The 16,647-nt window shown below is 64.4% G+C and carries 16 protein-coding genes; 5 read left to right on the top strand and 11 right to left on the bottom strand.

Going from position 1 to position 16,647, the window contains the following annotated elements; all coding sequences use genetic code 11:
* Positions 1-5: 5 nt before the first annotated feature.
* A complete protein-coding gene (cyaY, locus tag J2X67_RS00905) occupies positions 6-338 on the bottom strand; it encodes an iron donor protein CyaY (RefSeq protein ID WP_307702537.1) in 333 nt (110 codons plus the stop codon).
* Between the two features lie 12 nt (positions 339-350).
* Here cyaY and lptM point away from each other — a divergent pair, with 12 nt between their 5' ends.
* Together lptM and lysA are read left to right on the top strand one after the other, a co-directional pair.
* Positions 351-629: an LPS translocon maturation chaperone LptM gene (gene lptM / locus J2X67_RS00900; protein ID WP_309949667.1), complete on the top strand. Its 279-nt coding sequence runs from the start codon at positions 351-353 to the stop codon at positions 627-629.
* The gene (gene lysA / locus J2X67_RS00895) at positions 626-1,906 is read left to right on the top strand and encodes a diaminopimelate decarboxylase (protein WP_309949665.1); all 1,281 of its coding nucleotides are present in this window, start codon (positions 626-628) and stop codon (positions 1,904-1,906) included. Before lptM ends, lysA begins: the two co-directional genes overlap by 4 nt.
* A 25-nt stretch (positions 1,907-1,931) precedes the next feature.
* On the opposite strand, the gene J2X67_RS00890 is transcribed toward lysA, so the two are convergent.
* The 5 genes from J2X67_RS00890 to J2X67_RS00870 all read right to left on the bottom strand — a co-directional run bounded on the left by J2X67_RS00890 (position 1,932) and on the right by J2X67_RS00870 (position 8,024).
* Entirely contained in the window at positions 1,932-2,600 is a 669-nt protein-coding gene (locus J2X67_RS00890; protein ID WP_309949664.1) for a protein-methionine-sulfoxide reductase heme-binding subunit MsrQ, read from the bottom strand.
* 29 nt (positions 2,601-2,629) lie between these two features.
* Complete coding sequence (msrP, locus tag J2X67_RS00885) at positions 2,630-3,640, bottom strand: protein-methionine-sulfoxide reductase catalytic subunit MsrP (RefSeq protein ID WP_309949662.1); 1,011 nt, start codon at positions 3,638-3,640, stop codon at positions 2,630-2,632.
* Positions 3,641-3,758: 118 nt separating this feature from the next.
* Positions 3,759-5,075 carry a c-type cytochrome biogenesis protein CcsB gene (gene ccsB / locus J2X67_RS00880; RefSeq protein ID WP_309949660.1) on the bottom strand — a complete coding sequence of 439 codons (1,317 nt, stop codon included), beginning with the start codon at positions 5,073-5,075 and terminating at the stop codon, positions 3,759-3,761.
* Positions 5,072-7,243 (bottom strand): cytochrome c biogenesis protein ResB, encoded by a 2,172-nt coding sequence (locus J2X67_RS00875; RefSeq protein ID WP_309949658.1) that lies wholly within the window; start codon positions 7,241-7,243, stop codon positions 5,072-5,074. Before J2X67_RS00875 ends, ccsB begins: the two co-directional genes overlap by 4 nt.
* Positions 7,244-7,358: 115 nt before the next feature.
* Positions 7,359-8,024, bottom strand: a complete 666-nt coding sequence (locus J2X67_RS00870; protein ID WP_309949656.1) for a c-type cytochrome — start codon at positions 8,022-8,024, stop codon at positions 7,359-7,361.
* Positions 8,025-8,094: 70 nt separating this feature from the next.
* On the opposite strand from J2X67_RS00870, the gene yihA reads away from it, so the two are divergent.
* Positions 8,095-8,838: a ribosome biogenesis GTP-binding protein YihA/YsxC gene (gene yihA, locus J2X67_RS00865; protein WP_309949654.1), complete on the top strand. Its 744-nt coding sequence runs from the start codon at positions 8,095-8,097 to the stop codon at positions 8,836-8,838.
* Positions 8,839-8,916: 78 nt separating this feature from the next.
* Positions 8,917-9,828 (top strand): alpha/beta hydrolase, encoded by a 912-nt coding sequence (locus J2X67_RS00860; protein ID WP_309949652.1) that lies wholly within the window; start codon positions 8,917-8,919, stop codon positions 9,826-9,828.
* A gap of 17 nt (positions 9,829-9,845) precedes the next feature.
* On the opposite strand, the gene J2X67_RS00855 is transcribed toward J2X67_RS00860, so the two are convergent.
* Together J2X67_RS00855 and J2X67_RS00850 are read right to left on the bottom strand one after the other, a co-directional pair.
* Positions 9,846-10,730, bottom strand: coding sequence for a lipid A biosynthesis acyltransferase (locus J2X67_RS00855; protein WP_309949651.1), 885 nt, complete (start codon positions 10,728-10,730; stop codon positions 9,846-9,848).
* Entirely contained in the window at positions 10,727-11,626 is a 900-nt protein-coding gene (locus tag J2X67_RS00850) for a lysophospholipid acyltransferase family protein (RefSeq protein WP_309949648.1), read from the bottom strand. Before J2X67_RS00850 ends, J2X67_RS00855 begins: the two co-directional genes overlap by 4 nt.
* Before the next feature lie 220 nt (positions 11,627-11,846).
* Between J2X67_RS00850 and metK the strand changes: the two genes are divergently transcribed.
* Positions 11,847-13,031, top strand: coding sequence for a methionine adenosyltransferase (metK, locus tag J2X67_RS00845; RefSeq protein ID WP_126745502.1), 1,185 nt, complete (start codon positions 11,847-11,849; stop codon positions 13,029-13,031).
* A 19-nt stretch (positions 13,032-13,050) separates the two neighbouring features.
* On the opposite strand, the gene J2X67_RS00840 is transcribed toward metK, so the two are convergent.
* The 3 genes from J2X67_RS00840 to J2X67_RS00830 form a co-directional block, all read right to left on the bottom strand.
* Positions 13,051-15,195: a TonB-dependent receptor gene (locus tag J2X67_RS00840; protein WP_309949645.1), complete on the bottom strand. Its 2,145-nt coding sequence runs from the start codon at positions 15,193-15,195 to the stop codon at positions 13,051-13,053.
* 66 nt (positions 15,196-15,261) lie between these two features.
* A complete protein-coding gene (locus J2X67_RS00835) occupies positions 15,262-15,441 on the bottom strand; it encodes a hypothetical protein (RefSeq protein ID WP_309949644.1) in 180 nt (59 codons plus the stop codon).
* The gene (locus tag J2X67_RS00830; protein WP_309950809.1) at positions 15,438-16,637 is read right to left on the bottom strand and encodes a PepSY domain-containing protein; all 1,200 of its coding nucleotides are present in this window, start codon (positions 16,635-16,637) and stop codon (positions 15,438-15,440) included. The genes J2X67_RS00835 and J2X67_RS00830 overlap by 4 nt, the downstream gene beginning before the upstream one ends.
* Positions 16,638-16,647: the final 10 nt, after the last annotated feature.

Here is a 16,647-nt window from a genome sequence, read left to right as displayed (position 1 = left end):
GAACGTCAGGCGGCCGCAAACTCCAGCGGCTGCCCGGCTTGCAGGCTCGCTTCGCGCGACAGGTTGCCGAAGAATTCCTCACCTGTCTTGGTGTCGACCCAGGCCTTGCCGTCGAAGCGGTAGTGATAGCCGCCCGAGCGTGCAGCGAGCCAGATTTCCTGCAGCGGCTTTTGCAGATTCACGATCAGCTGGCTGCCATTCCTGAAAGAAATCGTGATCATCCCGCCCACGCGCTGGTTGTCGATGTCGGCATCTGTTGCATCGTTGATGCGGTCGCAGCCTTGCTCGATAGCGGCGAGCGCAGCTTCGGCTCGGTCCATGTATTCGGAGTCGGTCATTACAATTTCGTTATGTTGAATGTTCGTCAAATTCTAGTGAGCGCCTCCAGCCGCGCTGCGCTCATGGTCTGCCTTGCCGCAACGGCGAGCGGTTTGGTAGCTTGCGGTCAGCGTGGGCCGCTCTATCTTCCAACCGACCCGGCGGCAGCCCAGCGCGCGACCTTGCCGCAGTTGCTCACGCCCGGCGGCTCGCGCGCTTCCAATGCTGAAGCAGCCCCCGCGCCGGCTGCAGCTGCCAGTGCGCCAGCCGCAGCAACCGGCAACGCCACCAGCCCCGGAGTGCCGAAGTGACGAACGCCCCCCTCCTTCCCGGCCACCCGCACATTGGGCATCGCGACGATGCGCTCCACGTCGAGGGCCTGAGCCTGGATGCGCTCGCCCGCGAACACGGCACCCCCCTCTTCGTCTATTCGAAGCAATGGATGCTGGACGCACTGGCGGCGTACCAGCGCGGTTTCGAGGGCCGCGAAGCCCTGATCTGCTATGCGATGAAGGCGAATTCGTCGCTCGGCGTGCTGCGTGTGTTCGCCGAGGCAGGCTGCGGCTTCGACATTGTCTCGGGCGGCGAACTGGCGCGCGTGCTGGCCGTTGGCGCCGACCCGGCAAAAATCATCTTCTCGGGCGTTGGAAAGACCCGCGCCGAGATGCGGCAAGCGCTCGCAGCGGGCATTGCCTGCTTCAATGTCGAAAGCGAAGCCGAGCTCGACGTGCTCAACGAAGTGGCGGTGGCGGAAGGCCGCCGGGCACCCATCAGCATTCGCATCAATCCGAACGTCGATCCGAAGACGCATCCCTATATTTCCACCGGGCTGAAGGGCAACAAGTTCGGTATTGCCCACGACCGCGCGGTCGAGGCCTATCGCCACGCAGCACGGTTGCCGGGGCTCGAGGTGGTGGGCATCGACTGCCACATCGGCTCGCAAATCACCGAGGCTTCACCGTACCTGGACGCCTGCGACCGCGTGCTCGACCTGGTCGAGGCCATCGAAGCGGCCGGGGTTCCGATCCATCACCTGGACTTTGGCGGCGGGCTAGGCATCGACTACAACGGCGAGGTACCGCCCAAGGCAGATGCGCTCTGGCAGCAGCTGCTCGCCCGGCTCGACGCTCGCGGCTTCGGGCGGCGCAAGCTGGTCATCGAGCCCGGCCGTTCGCTGGTCGGCAATGCGGGCGTCTGCGTGACCGAGGTGCTCTACACCAAGCCCGGAGAAGACAAGAACTTCTGCATCGTCGATGCGGCAATGAACGACCTTCCGCGGCCAGCGATGTACCAGGCGTTCCAGAAGATCGTGCCGCTGCGTATCCGTGCCGGAAGCGCGCCGACCTACGACGTGGTTGGCCCCGTCTGCGAAAGCGGCGACTGGATCGGCCGCGATCGTGCACTGAACGTAGTGGCCGGCGATCTGCTGGCCGTGCTGTCGGCCGGCGCTTATTGCATGAGCATGGCAAGCAACTACAACACGCGCGGCCGCGCCGCCGAAGTGCTGGTCAGCGGCCAAAGCGCCACGCTGATCCGTCGTCGCGAGACGATGGAAGACCAGCTGCGCAGCGAGCGGATCGAGGGCTGATCCGCGTCGGCAGGGAGCGCAGGCCTCAGCCGGCGCTGCTGCTGCGCAGCGACTTCTCGCCGTTACTCGCGCGAGCGCCTGCCGAGGGCTTTGGCTTGCGCTTGCTCGCGTAGTTCCACACACGCCAACCAAGCAGCACCGCAACAATTGCCGCGTAGACGAACACTTCGGCAAAATTGTTCTTGCCCGCGCGCATCCAGAAGAAGTGCAGCAGGCCGAGGCCGGCGATCAGGTACACCAGCTTGTGCAGCATTTGCCAACGCTTGGCGCCCAGCGCCTTGATGGCCCGGTTGAACGAGGTAGCGGCCAGCGGCGTCAGCAGCACAAAGGCCGAAAAACCCACCAGGATGAACGGCCGCTTGGCGATGTCCTTGGCAATGTCGGCCCACTCGAAGCCCATGTCGAACCAGCTGTAGCACAGCAGGTGCACCACCACGTAGAAGTACGCGAAGAGCCCCAGCATGCGGCGAAAACGTGCAAGCGCATTCGTTTTGGTGATCACGCGCAGCGGCGTCACGGCCAGAACGATGCATATGAAGCGCAGAGTCCAGTCGCCGGTCGCGCGAATCAAGAACTCGGCCGGGTTGGCGCCAAGTCCGTCGGTGAATGCGCCGTAGGTCAGCCACGCGAACGGCAGCAGGCACAGCAGAAAGACCACCGGCTTGGCCGCCGGATGCATGAGCAGCTTGTTCATGGAGCAAAAACCTGGATGGCCGCGCCGGCTCAGTAGTTCTTCTTCAGGTCCATGCCTGCATACAGCTGGCCGACCTGGGCTTCATAGCCGTTGAACAGCAGCGTCTTGTTCCGCTTGGCAAAGAGGCCGCCGCCGTCTCCGATGCGCCGCTCGGTAGCCTGGCTCCAGCGCGGATGGTCGACGTTTGGATTGACGTTCGAATAGAAGCCGTATTCCTGGGCCGCGGCCTTGTTCCACGCCGTGCTCGGCTCTTTCTCGACGAAACGAATCTTCACGATCGACTTGGCCGACTTGAATCCGTATTTCCAGGGCACCACGATGCGCACCGGCGCGCCGTTCTGGTTGGGCAGCACTTCGCCGTACATACCGAACGCCAGCAGCGTGAGCGGGTGCATGGCCTCATCCATCCGCAGGCCCTCGGTATATGGCCACTCGAGCACGCGCGACCCGACGAAGGGCATGGTCTTGGGGTCGGCCAGGGTGACGAACTCAACGTACTTGGCGTTGCCCTGCGGCTCGACCTTCTTGATGAGCTCGGCCAGCGAATAGCCCACCCACGGAATGACCATCGACCAGCCCTCGACGCAGCGCAGGCGGTAGATGCGCTCTTCCTGCGCGCTGAGCTTCAGCAGGTCTTCGATGCCGTACTTGCCAGGCTTCTTGACCAGCCCCTCGACCTCTACCGTCCACGGACGGGTCTTCAGCGTGCCCGCGTTCTTGACCGGATCGCCCTTGTCGGTGCCGAACTCATAGAAGTTGTTGTAGCTCGTCGCGTCCTTGTAGTCGGTGAGCTTTTCCATTGTTTGGGCGCCCGGCACGGCGGACTTGGCGCCCGGAAGCAGCGCCAGCTTGTGCGGACCGGTTCCCTGGGCGAAGGCTTCGCGCCCGGCGAAGCTCGCCAGCGCGGCACCGGCCGCGCCGCCGGCCATCAGCTTCAGCAGGTCGCGCCGGCTCTCGTAGACGGCGCGCGGCGTGATCTCGCTCGAGAGCGGATGGATGAAACCGCTGTTGCGACCCTGCGGGCGGGAGTGGAACGACATGGTGATGGCCTTTCGCTTGAATCGATGTGCTCAGGGTAGTTCGAGCAATTCCCTGATTCGGTTACGCACAATCGCTGCGCGTGGATTCGATTCTTCGCGAAAAACCAGCGGCCCGGGGCTACAAGGTGCCGTAACTATGCAGTCCGCTCAGGAACATGTTCACGCCAAGGAAGGCAAAGGTGGTGACCGCCAGCCCCGCCAGCGCCCACCAGGCCGCCACGGTACCGCGCAAACCCTTGACCAGCCGCATGTGCAGCCACGCCGCGTAATTGAGCCAGACGATCAGGGCCCAGGTTTCCTTCGGGTCCCAGCTCCAGTAGCCGCCCCAGGCGTCGGCCGCCCACAAGGCGCCGAGCACGGTTGCAATGGTGAAGAACGCGAAACCGACGGTGATCGACTTGTACATCACGTCGTCGAGCACCTCGTTGGTGGGCAACCGTGCGGCAATGCGCTTGCGGCCGAGCAGGATGCCCGCGGCAATAAGCGCGGAGATGCCCGCATAAATCACCCAGTAGCTGCCGCCGGCCTCCTGCACACGCTGGCGGAACGCCACCGGCACAAAGCACAGCGCCACGCCCAGCAGCCAGATAGGCGTGAGCTTGTACCAGCGTGTCTCGCCCGCCTGCTCCTTGATGAGGTAGGCGAAGGCCACCATGGCCGCAAGCGCAAAAGTGCCATAGCCGATGAAGTTGGCCGGCACGTGCAGCTTCATCCACCAGCTCTGCAGGGCGGGCACCAGGGGCTGGATCTCGTGCGCATTGCGAACCAGCGTGTACCAGAGCAAAAAGCCGACTGCCGCGCTCACCACCAGCATGACGAAGGCGCCGAGTGCGCGCGTGCCGTAGCGCGATTCGAAGTACAGGTAGAAGGCAGCCGTAAGCCAGCAGAACAGCACGAACACTTCGTACAGGTTGCTGACCGGGATGTGGCCGATGTCCGGCCCGAGCAGATGGCTTTCGTACCAGCGCACCATGGTGCCGATGAGCGCCATGGCAATGGCGGCCCATGTGAGGCGAGAGCCGATCAGGTCGAAGGTATCTCCCTGCTTGCCGCCAAAGAAACCGAGCCAGTAGAACAGCGTGCTCATGAAGAACAGCACGCTCATCCAGAGAATGGCCGATTGGCTCGACAGGAAGTACTTGAGCCAGAACACCGTGTCTGCGCGCGCCAGGTCGCCCTGGTAGGAAGCAATCGCCAGCAGGGACGCCGCAGCCACGACGATGGCGAGTACCCGCAGCGGACGCCAGAACCAGCCAACGGCAATCACGGAAACCATCGCGGCAACGAGGATGGGCTTCTCGTACGAATCCATTGAGCCCGCATACCGCGCAAAGGCAAAGAGGCCGCCGGCAAGCACCAGTGCAGCGAACACCCAATCGAACAGGTTGCGGCGCGAAAACCAGCTTTCGTGGAGCGTGAGAGTGGTGGTGTTCATGGCGACGCCAATCCTTCTTTTTTCAAGGCAAGCAGCTTGTGCTTGAGGTGCTCGAACTCGCGATCGCTGTCGATCGTCTTGCGATTGACAGAGAAAGCCATCGTGGCATCCGTTGTGGTGTTGTCTCCGTGGCTTGCGCCGCCGGGCGTCAGCCATACCCAAAGCCGGCGCTCGCGCACGTACAGCATGGCAAAAATCCCGACGATCAGCAACAGGCAGCCCAGATAGACCACGTTCTTGCCGGGCGCTCGCGCGACCTGGAACACGCTGGCCTGCACCTGGGTGAAGTCCGTCATCATCATCGCAACCGGTGCCGGATAGAAATGCGCATCGCTGATGGCCAGCACCGCTTGCGTAAGAAACGCTTGCGACTTCTCGTCGCTCGGCAAGGGTGCGAGCCCCGCCCCCTCGCGGCTCAGGTTGAGCACCTCGAACAGCACGTCGTTCAATATGCGCACCAGCACTGCGCCTGCGCGCTCGCGCTCAGGCTCAGGCACGTTGGCCTCCATGAATTCCGCAATGGCCTGCCAGCCGCCCATCGTGGTGGCATCGGCCTTTGCGCGCTCGCTGCCCGCAAACAACGCCAGGGCGCGCGCCGCCGACACGCGCAACTGCTCGGCCATTTCGGGCCGCTTCGGATCAACGGCCTTGGCAATGTAGCGTTCGACCGCACGCGTGCGGGTATCGGCGTCGGCAAGCGAAGCGCGCATGCGCACAAAGCCGTCCATGCTGCCCTGTTCGTCGGCGGGCACTCGAAGGTAGCGAAACGGCTCTTCGGGCTTTTCGCGCATGCCGAGCAGGAACACCGGCTGTCCGTCGCCGGTATCGACCGGCACCATGTAATTTTGGTATTCGCGCGCTTGGCCTGCGGCGTCGCGCAGCTTGTAGCCGATGCTCGGGCCGATGTTGCGCAGCACCTTCGGCTTGGTGGTCTTGTTGGCAGCGCCCAGGCGCGACTCGATGTCGTGGCGCAGGTCGACCTTGCGTACGTCGGCACCGCTACTCATGGCGCCGCCGTCGGCAAAATTCTCGACGTTGATCACGCGCAGCGCGGCGTATTCGAGCGTGAGCTTTTCCTTGCCATTGGTAATTTCGGTGCTCGGCCCGCCAATGATGCCGTCCACCTCGAAAGGCTTGGCGGCGGCGGCCATGGGCACCGCCTTGAGCTTCACCTTGGAGCCGCCGTCATCGAAGCTCGACTGGTAGATTTCCACACCCTTGTAGCTGGCCGGATGATTGACCTCGATGCGCGCGGGCACCTGGGCACCGGTCTCGCGGTCGTGCAGCACCACCTCGCTTGCAAAAAGCTTGGGCATGCCGGTCGAGTAGTAGTCGACGATGAATTTCTTGAGCTCGATCGAAAAGGGCAGTTCCTGCAGCAGCACGCCGTCTGACTGCTGCAGGATGGCCACGCTGCCCTGCCCGCCTTCGGGCACCAGGATGTTGCCGCGGAAGGTCGGGTTGCGCGGAGACAACCGGTGCTGCGGCGGCACGTCGGCAATCATGCCGCCGCCGGTGAACACGCTCTTGCCGTTGAACCACGTCTGGGCGCGCACCACCAGGTCGCCGTCGAGCAGGCCGCCGATGCACACCAGCACGATGGCGCTGTGGGCGGCAATGTAGCCAAGCTTGTGGGCGCCCCCGGCACGCGCGGCAACCATCCAGCCGGCACCGGTCTGGCCGTCTGTGGCTTCGCGCTGCTGCAGCTTGACCTTCCAGCCGCCGCTCACCAGCAGTTGGCCTATGCGATTGGCGGCCGCTGCGGGCTCCTCGGCAAGCTGGTTTTCAGCGCGCTGGCCAAAGGCCTTGAGACTCTGCGCGCGGATGTTTTCCTTGAAGGTCTTCAGGTCCACAAAAATGCGCGGCGTGTTGCGCGCAATGCACAGAGACGTGCTGATCACCAGAAACAGCAGGATCAGCAGGAACCACCAGGCGCTGTAGACCGAATCAAGCTTGGCCGCGCGAAACAGTTCGGCCCAGAACGGCCCGAACTGGTTGATGTAGTTGTTGATCGACTCGTGCTGCTTGAGCACGGTGCCGATGATCGACGCAATGCAGATGACGGTAAGCAGCGCAATTGCGAACCGCATCGATGAAAACAGCTCCACCGCAGCGCGAAGCACTTGCGGGCCGCGATGGACGCGAAGGCCATGGGTGGAGACAGACATCGGTCAGGAAAGAAAGGAATAGGTGAAAAAGCAAAGGGCGGGCCATCCAACTGGATCGGCCCGCCCTTTGTTTGGGTTTTTTATCGGCGGTTAGTTCACGCTGAAGGGCGTGGCGTCAGCGCAGGCCGGCGATGTAGTCGGCAACAGCCTTGATTTCCCGGTCATTGAGCTTTGCGGCCACGCTCGTCATGGGTGCGCTGTTCTGGCGCACGTTGTCCCGGAAGGCAACAAGCTGTGCCACCGTGTAGTCGGCGTGCTGGCCGCCCAGGCGCGGGTATTGCGCAGGCATGCCGGCGCCGTTGGGGCTGTGGCAGCCGGCGCAGGCCGGAATCTGGCGGTCGCCAATGCCGCCGCGGTAGATTTTTTCGCCAAGCGCCACGGAGTCCTTCTCCTTGGAGAAGCCGGTCTTGATCTTCTTGGAGCCCACGAACCAGGCGATGTTGCGCATGTCTTCGTCGGACAGCTTGGCGGCCATGGGTTGCATGATGGGGCTCTTGCGCTTGCCGGACTTGAAGTCCTGCAGCTGCTTGAGGATGTATTCGGGGTGCTGCTGCGCCAGCTTGGGGTTTGCCGCAACGGCCGAGTTGCCGTCTGCGTTATGGCAGGAGGCACAGGCCTGGGCGGCGGAATTGAACACCGCATCGCCCTTGGCGGGATCGGGCTTGGCCGGCTTGGCCGCGGCGGGTGCAGCCGGTGCGGCTGCATGTTCATCAGCCGCTAGGCTCGCGCTGGCTGCGACGCCCATGAGGGCTGCAAGCAGAAAATTGGCAAACAACTTCATATCGGGGGCTCGATTTATTGGCGCAAAACCCCGCGATTCTACAATGGCGGCCCGTTCCGAAAGCTCATAGATGACTACCCCGTCGCGCAAGCACGCTGCTCCCCCTTCCCGCGCGACCCCTGCCGTGGACCCCATCGTCGCCGAGCGCGAGCGCACGGCGCTCGGCTGGCTGCACACCGCCCACTTCCTGACCAGCGCTCCGCAACTCGAGCATTTGCCCCCGCTCGACCTGCCTGAAATCGCCTTCGTGGGCCGTTCGAATGCTGGCAAGTCAACTGCAATCAACACGCTCACGCAGCAGACACGCCTGGCCTTCGCCTCCAAGACGCCTGGCCGCACACAGCACATCAACCTGTTCGGCGTCGGCAAGCAAAAGGCCGACGACGCCGTGCTGGCCGACCTGCCCGGCTACGGGTATGCCGCGGTTCCCAAGGAAGCGAAGCTGCGCTGGCAGCGCGTCATGGGCAACTATTTGATGACGCGCGAAAACCTGCGCGGCGTGGTGCTGATGTGCGACCCGCGCCAAGGGCTTACCGAACTCGACGAGATCCTGCTCGACGTGATCCGCCCGCGCGTGGAGCAAGGGCTCAAGTTTCTCGTTCTCCTGACCAAGTCCGACAAGCTCACCCGCAGCGAAGGCGCCAAGGTGCTGTCCATTACGCGACTGCAGGCCGGTGGCGGCGAGGTCAAACTGTTTTCCGCCCTCAAGAAACAGGGCGTGGGAGAAGCCGCCGAGCTGCTGTGGCGCTGGGCCCATCCACCCGGGGAAGCGCAAACAGAAGCAGAGCAGCCCGCAGTGCCGGAAGACACCTAGGGAAAACCGGCTCGCTGCCGTCCCATTTGCGCGGTCCACTATGAAAACAATAGCAACGCAAGTTGAAGGAGACAAAGCATGATCGAGACGTTCCAGCGCAGCCTGCCCAACGGAACCACGCTGAGCTGCCGCGCAACCGGCACGCCCGGCAGCCCGCTGATGGTGTTCCTCCATGGCTTTCCGGAGGCCGCATTCATCTGGGACGAGTTGCTCGAGTACTTCGCCCAGCCTGAACACGGCGCCTACCGCTGTCTTGCGCCCAACTTGCGCGGCTTCGAAAAGTCGAGCGCGCCGACCGAGGTTGCCGCATACAAGGCCCACCTGCTCATTCAGGACATCCAGCAACTGGTCGCTACCGAGAGCGGCGACGGCACCATGGCCGCCCTGGTTGCGCACGATTGGGGCGGCGCTTTCGGCTGGGGCTATGCCAATGCGTTTCCGGAACAGGTCGGCCGGCTGGTCATCATCAACTCGCCGCACCCTGGCACCTTCACGCGCGAGCTGCGCAACAACCCGGCGCAGCAGCAAGCGAGCGCCTACATGAACTTTCTGGCCCGGCCAGACGCGGAGGCCCTGCTCTCAGCCGACGACTTCAAGCGCATGTGGCCGTTCTTCACGCTGATGAAGGCCGGCCCCGACGGCTTCGGCTGGCTGACTGAAGCGGTAAAGCAGCAGTACCGCGAAGTGTGGAATGCAGGCCTCACCGGCGCCTGCAATCTCTATCGCGTCACGCCGATGAAGCCGCCGCTGCCGGGGCAGACCATCGACGGCATTCCGGTGCTGCCGCGCGAACGGCTCACGGTGAACGTACCCACCTTCGTCTTCTGGGCCCTCGACGACGCTGCGCTGTTGCCCGGCCTGCTCGAAGGCCTGGAGGAATACGTGCCAAAACTGGAGATCAAGAAGGTGCCCAACGCCACCCACTGGATCATTCACGAACAGCCGCAACTGGTGGCGCGAGAGATTGAAGCCTTCCTGAAGAGGAATTGAGAAGAAGCCGCTTTGCTTCAATAGATCGACGGGGAACCCTCGGGCCGCGTCTTGAAGCGGCGATGCACCCAGTAGTACTGGGAAGGCATCTTGTCGATGTAGCCCTGCAGCCGCTCGTTCATAAGCGCCGTGTCGGCCTCGACATCGTCCGTTGGAAAGTTCTGCCAGGCCGGCAGCACCTCGATCTCGTAGCCCCCCGGGGTGAGCTTGGAGACGATGGGCACCACCTTGGCCTTGCCGAGCCGGGCAAAGCGCGAGAGCGAGGGCACGGTGGCCGCCTGCACGCCATAGAACGGCACGAAGATCGTCTGGTCCCGGCCAAAGTCCATGTCGGGCAGCAGGTACAGCAGGCCTCCCTTGCGCAAGCCCCCTAGCACCGGCTTGATGCCGTCGACCCGGTTGAGAGCCGCCACATTGCCGAAGCGCGTGCGCCCTTCGCGAATCCATTCGTCGACCATCGGATCGCGCTGGGTCGTGTAGATGGTGGCAGACGGCCGGGCAGTGTGCATGGTCAGCGCCGTAGCTGCCGCATCGAGGCCATAGAAGTGCGGCGCGAACAGGATCATCGGCTCGTCGCCGTCGGCAATTTCGTGAATCTCCTGCGCCGCGCCCACCACCTTGAGCCGGCTGGCCACCACTTTTTCGGGCGCATGCCAGAGCCAGCTGCGATCGAGCCACGACTGCGCTACGTAGACGAAGGTTTCACGCGCTATGCGGCGGCGCTCGGCCTCCGATTTGCCAGGAAAGCAAACCGCCAGGTTGGTGTCGACCACGCGGCGGCGCGGCACGGCAACGGTGTGGAGCACGCGCCCCAGCAGCGCGCCGAAGCCGCGCACCAGCGGCAGGGGCAGCGGCGCAATCGCGCGCATGAAACCGATGCCGAGACGGGAACCGAGACTCATCGCACCTGCTCCCCGCCGCCATGGGCCGCCACCACTGTGTCGCCTCGCGGCTCCTTGTAGCGCGCGTAGTCCCACACGTACTGGCCGGGCAGGCTGCGAATCAGGCGGCCGATGGCGTCGTTCATTGCCGCCGCAGCGTCTTCGATGGAAGCTTTGGGATCGGTCAGTGCAGTGCCTTCGATGGGTTCGAAGCGAATCACGTAGCCCTTGCCGCGCGGCAGCCGCTCGCACACGCTCAGGAAGCATGCGGCGCCGGTCTGCTGGGCAAGGCGCGGCAGCAATGTCATGGTGTAGGCCGGCCGGCCCAGAAAAGGCGCCCAGACGCCCTGCCCCAGCGGCGGCACCTGGTCCGGCAGGATGCCGGTGTAGCCGCCGCTGCGAAGCGTGCGAATGAGTCCGCGCACGCCGGTGTTGTTGGTCGGCAGCGTCTGCAGGCCGGGCCGGTCGCGCGAGCCGGCTGCAATCAGCTCGGCCATCCATTTCTTGCGTGCGGGGCGAAACAGTGCGGTGATGGGGCCGAAGGCATCGAGAAAGCGCTCGCCGATGGCCTGGCCGCACATCTCCCAGCTTCCCAGATGCGGCGCTACCAGGATCACGCCCTTCTTCGCCTGCATTGCGGCTTCGAAAGCCTCGACGCCTTCCCAGCGCACCACGCGCCGGAGCACGCTTTCGCCCTGCGGGCGCAGCCAGAGCCAGGGCAACTCGGCAACCATGTGGCCGGCGGCTGAAATGGCGGGACGGTACTGGTCGGGCGTGAAGCCCGCGTTTTCGGCGTTGGCCTTGAAGCGGCGGCGGTAATCGGGGGCGCACCACCAGACCATCCAGCCAAGCAATGCGCCGAGCCGATGCATCAAGGGCATCGGTATGCGGGCAAGCAGGCGGAACAGGGTGACCATGGGCTGACAGCAGGGAGTGAATACCAGGACGCGCGCGCACGATTTGGCGCGGCTCGAATAGAATGCAAATTGTCGCCGAGTTACGGAACAACTTGCAGGGCGACAAACACAAGCGCAAGAGCGATTGTGCCCCGTCGATTCATCGGCATCTGCTAAAGCGTTCGCCAGGGCTCCGCAGAGTTGGCAACGCGCCAAATCACTTCAAGGAGCTTTGAACAAAATGGCGAACGACTTCCTCTTCACTTCCGAATCCGTCTCCGAAGGCCACCCCGACAAGGTTGCCGACCAGATCTCGGACGCCATCCTGGACGCGATCTTCGAGCAGGACCCCCGCAGCCGCGTGGCCGCCGAAACGCTCACCAACACCGGCCTGGTGGTGCTCGCAGGCGAAATCACCACCAACGCGCACGTCGACTACATCCAGGTGGCGCGCGACACCATCAAGCGCATCGGCTACGACAACACCGACTACGGCATCGACTACAAGGGTTGCGCCGTGATGGTCTGCTACGACAAGCAGTCCAACGACATTGCGCAGGGCGTGGACCACGCATCGGACGACCACCTGAACACCGGCGCCGGCGACCAGGGCCTGATGTTCGGCTACGCCTGCGACGAAACGCCCGAGCTGATGCCCGCCCCCATCTACTATGCGCACCGCCTTGTCGAGCGCCAGGCCCAGTTGCGCAAGGACGGCCGCCTGCCTTTCCTGCGCCCTGACGCCAAGAGCCAGGTAACGATGCGCTATGTCGACGGCAAGCCGCACAGCATCGACACCGTGGTGCTCTCCACGCAGCACAGCCCCGACCAGAGCGAAACGCCCACCAAGATGAAGGCCTCGTTCAATGAAGCCATCATCGAAGAGATCATCAAGCCCGTGCTGCCGAAGGAATGGCTGCAGAACACGCGCTACCTGATCAACCCGACCGGGCGCTTCGTCATCGGCGGTCCGCAGGGCGACTGCGGTCTTACCGGCCGCAAGATCATCGTCGACACCTACGGCGGCGCCTGCCCGCACGGCGGCGGCGCGTTCTCGGGCAAGGACCCGTCGAAGGTCGACCGCTCGGCCGCCTACGCCGCGCGCTACGTGGCCAAGAACATCGTGGCGGCCGGCCTGGCGCGCCAGTGCCAGATCCAGGTGGCCTACGCCATTGGCGTGGCACAGCCGATGAACATCACCGTCTACACCGAAGGCACCGGCGTGATTCCCGACGACAAGATTGCCGAACTCGTTCGCGAGTTCTTCGACCTGCGTCCGAAGGGCATCATCCAGATGCTCGACCTGCTGCGCCCCATCTATCAGAAGACCGCAGCCTATGGCCACTTCGGCCGCGAAGAGCCCGAATTCACCTGGGAAGCAACCACCCAGGCTGCCGCGCTGCGCGCTGCGGCCGGCCTCAAGTAAAAAGCCAACCGGCGGTGGGTCAGAAGCGGTAAGCGCCGCTCAGGCCCACCGTCCAGTTGCGGCCCGGCGCAGGCTCGTAATAGCGCGCATTCCCCTCGTTGACGATGACCGAGCCCACGTAGCGCCGGTCAAAGAGGTTGTCGATGCGGGCAAAGGCGTTGAACTCCCAGCGCTCCCACTTCTTCAGATAGCCGGCGTACAACGCCGCAACGGCATAGCCCGGCGCACTGGCGGTGTTGACGTCGTTGGCTTGCATGCGGCCAAGCGCGCGCAGCTCGGCGCCGGCCCGCCAACCTTCGGGCGGCACCCACCCGAGCGACGCGAAGAGCGATTGCCGCGCGATGCCCGGAATACGGTTGCCCGCCGCCACGGTGTTGGATGCCGCACAGGGCGACGGCGAGCAGAAGGCGTCGCGGTAGCGTGCGTCCAGCCAGGTATAGGCAAGCTGCGTGCGCCAGTGGCTGGCGGTTTCATGCTGCCAGGCCAGTTCGAAGCCGTTGCGCCGCGTGCGGCCTGCATTCTGAAAGGTGGCGCGTCCGCCGCTGTTGGTGTCGGTCACGATCTCGTCGCGCGTGCGGGTCTGGAACAGCGCAGCGGTCAGCAGGCCTCCGCCCAGCCTTGCCTTGGCGCCGACTTCCACGCTGTCATTGACCGAGGGCCGCAAGGCAAAGTTGAGCCCGCTCGCACCGCCCGATCGGTAGGACAGCTCGTTCAGCGTCGGCGTCTCGAAGCCGCGGCCAACCGAGCCATAGAGCGCCAGATCCGGCGTTGCCTGGTAGCGCAGCGAGGCCACCGGCAAAATCTTGCTGTAGCGCGCACTGCCACTGTCGTCGCGGTTGGCACCCACGATGTAACGGTCTTGCGAATCGAAGTGCACGCTGCTTCGGCGCACGCCGGCCTCGAGCGTCCATCGCTCCGCGAGCCGCCAGGTGGCCTGCGCGTAGGGATCGAGATTCCAGACCTCGTTGCGCTCGCTGCGCCGCAGGCGCCCTTGCACGCCGAGCACGGGCGCGGCCACGCGGCCGAGGTAGTTTTCGTAGCCGAGGCGCTGTTCGCGCAAGCTGTCGTAGCCCAGCCCCACGGCAAGGTCGAGCGGCCGGTCGGCCATTTGCAACACGGCGGTCCAGCGCAGATCGACGCCGCCATACTGGCGTGAAAGATCGATTACGCCGCCGGCATGCAAGGGATTCTGCTGTGCCGATGGCGGAATCGACTGGTATTGCACCGTCTTGCGCTCGCCGCCGTACACCATGAGCCGGAGCGACTGCGAGGCGCTCACGCGCCGTTCGTAGAGCAGGCCCGCCTGGGTCTGCTCTACTGTTTTGCGGGTATCGAATTGCGTAGCCAGCGCGGCGCTGCGTGGTGCCAGTGCGTACTGGTCGGCCGTGAGGCCCAATGGGTCTTGCGCACTGATACGAACGCTGTTGAGCACCAGGGTGAGCTTGTCGCCGTTGTCGAGCGCAATGCCGAGCTTGCCATTGGCAATGTCGCGCCGAGCGGCGCTGTGCTCGCGCCAGCCGTCGGTCTGGAAGCGGCTGGCGTTCAGCAGATAGTCCACTGCCCCTCGCGAGCCGCTGGCCTGCAGCGATTGACGCCAGGTGCCAAAGCTCCCGCCGGCCGCCGAGTATGAAAGCCGCGGCGCGCCCTCCCCCGATGCGGTGAAGGCCTGCAGCACGCCGCCCGAAGAGTTGCCGTACAGCGCGGAGAACGGCCCGCGCAAGATTTCGACGCGATCCAGCGAACCGATGTCGATATTGGAAGTTTGCCCCTGGCCATCGGGCAATGTGGCGGGAATGCCGTCGACATACAGCCGCACACCCCGCACCCCGAAAGTGGACCGCGCGCCGAAGCCGCGAATCGACAGCTGCAGGTCTTGCGCATAGTTCATGCGGTTCTGCACCTGCAGGCCCGGAACACCACCCAGGCTTTCCGACAAGTTGACCTGCAGGCGGTTGTCGCGCATCTCCGCCCCGTCAACGCGGTCGACCGAGCCGGGCACGGCGAAGGGCGCAACTTCACCGCGCGGCGTGGACACCGTCACTTCGGGCAAGCGGCCGCGGTCGGTTTCCGCCGGCAGCTCCTGTTGCACCTGCTGTGCTTGAGAGATGAGCGGAATACCCAGCAGCAACAGGCGAACGGCAGCGGCGACGAGTGCAGGCTTCATCGCACCCATTCTGCTTTGGTGTGCAGCGCTGCCCGTACTAGCAACAACCCGGGCGGGTCGAAAAAATCAGGTTCTTCGCCAGCCGTACCAGGCGCACACGGCAACGGGAATGCCGAGCGCGAACCAGGCCAGCACGTCTCCCACGCCGCCGTCGCTGAAGAGCGCCGAGATCAGGCCAACGGTGGTCAGCACGCCGAGCACGATCGGCCAGCCCCACATGCGCCGGAACGCGTGCCGGGGCTTCATGCCTGCACCTTCATGGCGGGGGCCGGGTCAGGCTGTTTTCCGCCATGCTGCGGCCCGCGCCCGCCACCGCCGGCCGGCAGCGGCGCGGCGGGCGCCGGCACGGTGTTGCCGCGCTTGAGCCACAGGTAGAGCCCGCTGCCCAGCACGATGATGGTCGCAATGTCGAGCAGCGCCCAGATGATCTGCATCGGCATGCCGGCGTAGTCGCCAAAGTGCAGCGGCTGCGACACCAGCAGCGCTGTCAGGTACCAGGGCATCTCGGGCGAGGCTGTTACCTGCGTCGTCTTGGCATCGACCAGTACCGGCTTCAGCAGCTTCGAGGTGAAGGGCTCGTTGCCGCGCAGGAAGAAGGTGGTGTGATGCGGGCTCGAGAACGAAGTGCCCGGAAACGCGATGAACGACAGCTTCATGTCGGGCGCCTGCTTCAGCGCGACTTCCATGGACCGCTGAACCGAACCGCGCTCGGCAGCGGGCACGGTCGGCTCGTTCTTGTACGGCGCAAGCAGCGTGCTCAGCTGGTCGTACTGCCAGTACTTGATGATCAGGTCGGCCCACGTGTTGATCATGCCGGTGGAGCCCACCACAAACAGCCATACCAGCGTGACGATGCCCAGCAGGTTGTGCAGGTCGAGCCACTTGAGGCGTGGCCGCTTCTCGCGCCGCACCGTACCAAAGTCGAGCTTGCGCATGAACGGCGCATAGAGCACCACACCCGAAACGATAGCCACGAGCAGCAGCAAGCCCATGAAGCCCAGGAACAGCTTGCCCGCAAGCCCCGCGAACAGGTCGACGTGGAGCTTGAACATCACGTACATGAAGCCTTCGTCGAACTTCGGCTGCGCAAGCACGGCGCCGGTGCGCGCATCGATGGCGACCGACTTGAAGTCTTCCGTAGGCTCAGGCGTGGGCGTGAGCGTAACGAGCCAGAGGCCGTCGTCGTCCTCGGGCTGCGAGACGAACTGCACCACGCGATCGGGGTGCCTGGAGCGCGCCGTTTCAAGCACGCTGTCAAGGCTCACGCGGGGCGTGTCCGCGGGCATCTTCGGCGCTTCGACCTCGGTGCCAAGCAGATGCCCGATCTCGTGATGAAAGATGAGCGGCAGGCCCGTAATGCACAGCAGCAGCATGAACACGGTGCACACAAGGCTGCTCCACTTGTGCACCCACGCCCAGGTCTTGATCTTTCGGCTGTTCATCATGTCGTCA

The organism is Variovorax sp. 3319 (assembly GCF_031456585.1).
GTDB classification, from domain to species: Bacteria; Pseudomonadota; Gammaproteobacteria; order Burkholderiales; family Burkholderiaceae_C; genus Variovorax; species Variovorax paradoxus_P.
This window is presented reverse-complemented; position numbering and strand designations above follow the sequence as displayed.